At 65.9% G+C, this 5,685-nt stretch carries 5 protein-coding genes; all 5 read left to right on the top strand.

Features of this window, described 5'->3' with window-relative positions; genetic code table 11:
• The first annotated feature begins 175 nt into the window (after positions 1 to 175).
• Complete coding sequence (locus Q7O19_RS12850; RefSeq protein WP_303793661.1) at positions 176 to 1,819, top strand: amidohydrolase; 1,644 nt, start codon at positions 176 to 178, stop codon at positions 1,817 to 1,819.
• Between the two features lie 108 nt (positions 1,820 to 1,927).
• A complete protein-coding gene (locus Q7O19_RS12845) occupies positions 1,928 to 3,400 on the top strand; it encodes an amidase family protein (RefSeq protein ID WP_303793660.1) in 1,473 nt (490 codons plus the stop codon).
• 206 nt (positions 3,401 to 3,606) lie between these two features.
• A complete protein-coding gene (locus Q7O19_RS12840) occupies positions 3,607 to 3,780 on the top strand; it encodes a hypothetical protein (RefSeq protein WP_022679824.1) in 174 nt (57 codons plus the stop codon).
• Positions 3,781 to 3,989: 209 nt separating this feature from the next.
• On the top strand, positions 3,990 to 4,655 hold the full coding sequence (locus tag Q7O19_RS12835; RefSeq protein WP_303810892.1) for an SOS response-associated peptidase: 666 nt from the start codon (positions 3,990 to 3,992) through the stop codon (positions 4,653 to 4,655).
• A gap of 49 nt (positions 4,656 to 4,704) precedes the next feature.
• A partial coding sequence (locus Q7O19_RS12830; RefSeq protein WP_303810891.1) for an endonuclease/exonuclease/phosphatase family protein occupies positions 4,705 to 5,685 on the top strand: 981 nt, incomplete at its 3' end.

The raw sequence follows: 5,685 nt of genomic DNA, 5'->3' as shown, positions 1-5,685 counted from the left end.
GGCTATCGCACCATGTTCATCGATACGTCGCCCACGCTGGAAACCGCGATTGGCCTTTATGAGCGGCTGGGATTCAAGTGCATTTCGGCCTATCCGGAAGTGGAAGTGCCGGAAATCATGTTCCCGCACTGGGTGTTCATGGCCAAAGACCTTTGAAAACAGGGGAAAACCCGAAATGAAGAAACTGATCCTTGCCGCACTGCTCGCCACCGCCACGCCGGGGTTTGCCGACACGCTCTACACCAATGCCAATGGCTACACGCTCGACAGCAAGGGCGAATTGCAGCGGTTTGCGACGCTGGTGGTGGACGATGCTGGCAAGGTGAAGGCCACGCTGAAGGCCGGCGTCACGCTGCCCGCCGGCGCAAAGGTAGACATGGCCGGCGCCACGCTGTGGCCGGGCCTGATCGATGCCCATGGCCACGTGATGCGGTTGGGCGAGCTGAAACTGGTGGTCGATCTGCGTGATAGCGCCTCCATCCCCGAAGCGCTGGGCCGCATCAAGGCGGGCATCCCCGCCACCGGCTGGATCATGGGCCGCGGCTGGAACCAGGAGCGCTGGTACGCCGATGGCAAATTAATCAACCGCTTCCCCACCGCCGCCGAACTGGATGCAGTCACCGGTGACCGCCCGGCCTGGTTCACGCGCGTTGATGGCCACGCCGGCTGGGCCAACACGGCCGCCCTGAAAGCCGCCGGCATCACTCGCGATTCCAACGCGCCCGATGGCGGCGAGATCATCCGCGATGCTGCCGGCAACCCCACCGGCGTGTTTGTTGACAAGGCGATGGCGCTGATCACCCGCGTCATCCCCAATGATGATGAAAAGCGGCTGGATCTGGTGCTGGAAAAAAGCCTGGAAACCATGGCCGAAGTCGGCCTGACCGGCGCGCATGATGCCGGTATGGATAAGCCGACCTGGGATCGCTATGTGCGTTTCGCCAAGGCCGGCAAGCTGACGGCGCGCATCTATGCGATGGCGGGCGGCCCCGACAACCGCAAGGCGATCGCGCCGAATGGCCCGATCCCGTGGAGCGAGGGCGATCTTGTCGCCATGCAGTCGATGAAGCTGGTCTCCGATGGCGCGCTCGGCAGTCGCGGTGCCTATTTGATCGCGCCCTATAGCGACATGCCGAACACGCGCGGGCTGGACATCACCCCGGCCGAAAAGCTGAAGACCTATATCACGCAAGCCTCGCGCGATGGTTTCCAGGTCAATGTCCACGCCATCGGCGATCAGGCCAACCGCTCCACCATGGATGGCTTTGCCGCTGTGCCGCTCAGCGAGCGTCTCGCCCGCCGCCACCGCAACGAACATGCGCAGATTGTCGATATGGCGGATCTCGGCCGCTTTGCCAGCTTGAAGGTGATCGCCTCCATGCAGCCCACCCACGCCACGTCCGACAAGGGCATGGCCGAAGCGCGGCTGGGTGAAGGCCGGCTGGGCGGCGCCTATGCGTGGCAGCAGATCAAGAAATCCGGCGCCGAACTGGCCTTCGGCAGCGATTTCCCGGTGGAGCCGCCCGATCCGATGTTTGGCCTGCACGCCGCAGTGACCCGCCAATCCCGCGACGGCCTGCCCGCCGGCGGCTGGCGCCCGTGGGAAAAGGTGAGCCTGGCCGATGCCTTCGCCGGCTTCACCACCTGGGCCGCCCGCTCTGGCCACAATGAAACCAAGGTCGGCACGCTGGAACCCGGCAAATATGCCGATTTCATCACCCTGGAACGCGATCCGTTCGCGGCGCCGGAAGGCGATCTGTGGAAGATCAAGGTGACGGCCACCTGGCTGGCCGGGAAACAGGTGTTCAAGCGGAAGTAAGTGGAGGCCACCGCCCCGGAAGAGATCCGGGGCGGTGGCCCCTTCTTTCTGCTTTCCCGATAGCGCCGCTCATGTCACTTTCCCCGCAAGAACACGGGGGGCACATCCATGGCCGATTTCAGCATCAACCGCCGGCATTTGCTGGCCGGCGCCATGGCGGCGACTGCCATGCCAGCGCGCGCCGCAGCGGCTGCGGCCGATGATGCCATTGGTCTGGCCGCGCGCATCCGCAGTGGGGACGCGAGCGCGCGCGAAACGGTGCTGGCAGCTTTGGAGCGGGCCGAAGCGGCGCAGGCGAAGCTGAATTTTGCCATTTTGATCGATCGGCCGCGGGCCATCAACGCCTTGCCTACAGATGACCGCAAGCCGGTGATCCCGACCTTCATCAAGGATCTGAACGACTACAAGGGCTGGCCCACCCGCAACGGCAGCCGCGCGTTTGAGAAGGCCCCCCCGGCCACCGCCAACGAACGCTTTGTCGATGCCTTTGCCCAGATGAACACTCTGCCGCTGGGCAAGACGGCGACGCCCGAATTCGGCCTGATGTGCGTGACCGAGCCCTTGTCGCACGGCGCCACCCGCAACCCGTGGAATCCGGATTTCTCGCCGGGTGGTTCATCGGGTGGCAGTGCGGCGGCAGTGGCGGCCGGCGTGGTGCCGATTGCCCATGCCAATGATGGCGGCGGCTCGATCCGTATTCCGGCCGCGCTCACCGGCCTGTTCGGTTTCAAGCCGAGCCGGGGCCGCATGGCAGGGCAGAAGACGGCGGATGATCCCGGCGAGATCGCGGTGGATCATGTGCTCACTCGGTCCGTGCGTGATGCGGCGCTCACCATGGCGGCGCTGCAGGTGCCCGGTGCCGATGGGCTGGGCGCTGCCGTGCCGCGTCTGGCCGGCCCGGTGGGCGAACGCCTGCGCATCGGGGTGATCACCGCCACCGCCGATGGCAGCCAGCCGGATCAGGAAGTGCTGGCCGGCATCACCCGCACCCGCACGCTCCTCTCTGGCATGGGCCACAGTGTTTCTGATGCCGTCTGGCCGTTCAACGCGGCGGATTTCGGCCGGGACTTCCTCAGCTTCTGGGCTTTCAGTGCAGCGCAGTCGGTGGGTTTCGTCAGCAAGATGATGGGCGCCGATGGCGTCGCCCAACTGGAACCGCTCACCCGCCATCTGGCCGCACAGGGCGCCGCCTTGTCGCCCGCCGATTTTCAGGCCCTGATCGGCCGGCTGCTGGGCTATCGCGCCGCCTATGATGCCAGTTTCCGCGATCACGATGTGCTGCTTACCCCGGTGCTCAGTCGCCATGCGGTGCCGATTGGGTATCTGTCGCATAGCCGCCCGCCGGCCGATGTGGTGGCCGACATGATGCGGCTGGTGGCCTACACGCCGGTGCAGAACATGGCGGGTGCCGCGGCCATGAGCGTGCCGATCATGACCGCCACCAACGGCCTGCCGCTGGGCATGCATTTTGCCGGCCGGCGCGGCGATGATGCGCGTCTGCTGGATCTGGCGTTCCAGCTGGAGGCGGCAGCGCCGTGGGCGCAGCGACTTCCTCCAATCTGGTTCGGAAACCGCGCCTGAACCATCCATGATGGACCGGCTCTGCCGCGCTGGCGGCAGGGGCCTGTGGCACATCTCATCCTGTCATCAAGGGTTGAGGTGTCGCCGTGCCAGTGCTTCGTGGTTCATTGTCTCCGGCGCTGCGCCCCAGTACGCCGCGCCCTAGTACGCCGCACCCAAATGCGCCGCTGCAACCCTCTGCAACACGGCCCGATCTGGTGCTTTCCGTGCGCCGGCGTTCGGCGTTTGATACGCCGGTCTCCAACAGCGGCGCCGCGCTTGGCCTGGGGCCGCCGCCGGCACCGGGCGGGGATCGCATGGCCCGCCGCCTCGGCCTGGGTGTTGTCGGCACCCTGGCCACGATCTTGTGGATGTGGACTTTGGCGCCGCCCCCGCTCTGAGCCGCCCCATCCCACCATTGGTGCCTGCCCCGCACCCCTGCATGCGGCAGCCACCAAGGCCCTGAAGCGCGCGGACCGGAAGCCGCGCGCTTCAGGCGCTTGCACCCTGCGGCCCGGCGCGTGTTTCCGCCGGGCCGCAGCTCGGCGCCCCTGCCTCCACTTGCCAATCCCCGGTCGTCGCGCTTGATGGGCGCAGAAAGGGGCTGGCCATGTGCAATCTTTATGCGCTCACCAAGGGCCAGCAGGCCCTGCGCGATCTTGCCCGCGCGCTGGAGCTGGGCGCAGTGCAGGATCGGCTGGGCAATCTGCCGGTATTGAGCGGCCTCTATCCCGATGCCGAAGCGCCGATCATCGGTCTGGCCCGCGGCGACACTCCTGGCCCCACCCTTAACCTCGCCCGCTGGGGCATGCCAAGCCCGGCCTTTGCGCTGGAAGGAAAGACGGTCGATCGCGGCATCACCAACATCCGCAACACCGCCAGTCCCCACTGGCGGCGCTGGCTGGCCCCGCCCTATCGCTGCCTGGTACCGTTCACCGCGTTCGCTGAACATGTGAAAACGGATGCGGGCTTCCAGCCACTATGGTTCGCGCCGGCCGCAGACGATCCGCTGGCTTGCTTCGCCGGCCTCGCCACACGCTGGACCGGCGTGCGCAAGAAGGCCGAAGGCGAAGTGACCCTCACCGTGTTCGGCTTCCTCACCTGCGAACCCAACGCGGAAGTGGCGCCCCATCACCCCAAGGCCATGCCGGTGATTCTCACCACGGCCGAAGAACAGCGCCGCTGGCTTACCGCCGATTGGAGCGAGGCCGCCGCCCTGCGACGCCCGCTGCCCGATGGCGTGCTGAGCGTGCTCGGCTTTGCCGGCGAGGCCTGAGCGCGCAACCACGCTTGCCAGCCGGGCAACGAACAGCGACACTCGGTCCATGGGTCGCACCACCGGCAGCGCCAGCAGGCCTGCCGCAACCGGGGATGATGCGGCCATGGCGCAGTTCAAGATCACCAGCTGGAACATCAAGCAAATGCACGACGCGATCGCGCCGGGCGGCAAGGATGCGGCGCGTCTGCCGTTCATCCGCGAACAGATCGCGCAAATGGACCCGGACATCTTGTGCATCACTGAAGCCACGCCCGATCTGCCGCTGCTGCAGCAATGGGCGGCCACGCTGCACGTGCCCTATGTCGTGCCCACCATTCCCGGGACCGCCGAGGCGCTGGCCAAACTGCCGAACAACCCGCGAAAGGCGCTGTGCAAGCTCTATGGCTATCCCGACAATCCGATCACCGGCGGCCAGTGGATCTGGTTCCTGGTCAAGGCCTCGCTGAACCTGGGTGCCGAGCTGCAGGATCCGAAAATCTGGCGCCGCTTTGCCGCCAGCCAATATGCCGATGCCGCCGATCAACAGCGCACGGATGGCAAATGGGGCCTCTATTACTGGGCGGAGCGCAAGGCCGGCATGTGGAACCATGTTCGCCAGCCGCAGGTGCTGGTTGCCACCATCGCCGGCCTGCGTGTCGAACTGATCGGCGCCCACCTGCGCTCAAAGCTGAATCGCACCAACCCCAAGGACGTGTGGGTGGATGAAGCCCGCACCGAATTCGCCGAACCCTTCCTGGCTGAAGTGATGAACGACCGCATCAAGCTGGCCACCGAAGCCGAGAATATCCGCAAATATGTCTACGCCCGCTTCGCCCAGGAAGCCAATCCGGCCGTGATGGTGATGGGCGATCTGAACGATGGGCCGGGCCGCGAAGTTCTTGAACGCAAGCACCTCTATTTCGATCTGATCGGCAACCTGCAGGGCAGTATCTTCGAAGCCGAACGCTTCCTCAATCACCCCCTGTTCGATTACGGCACCCCCGTCACCGGCAGCGGGGAGGGCCTGCGCTGGAGCTACAAACTCTCC

Origin of the sequence: Sandarakinorhabdus limnophila DSM 17366 (assembly GCF_945882885.1) — a bacterium.
In the GTDB taxonomy this organism is placed as follows: domain Bacteria; phylum Pseudomonadota; class Alphaproteobacteria; order Sphingomonadales; family Sphingomonadaceae; genus Sandarakinorhabdus; species Sandarakinorhabdus limnophila_A.
This window is presented reverse-complemented; position numbering and strand designations above follow the sequence as displayed.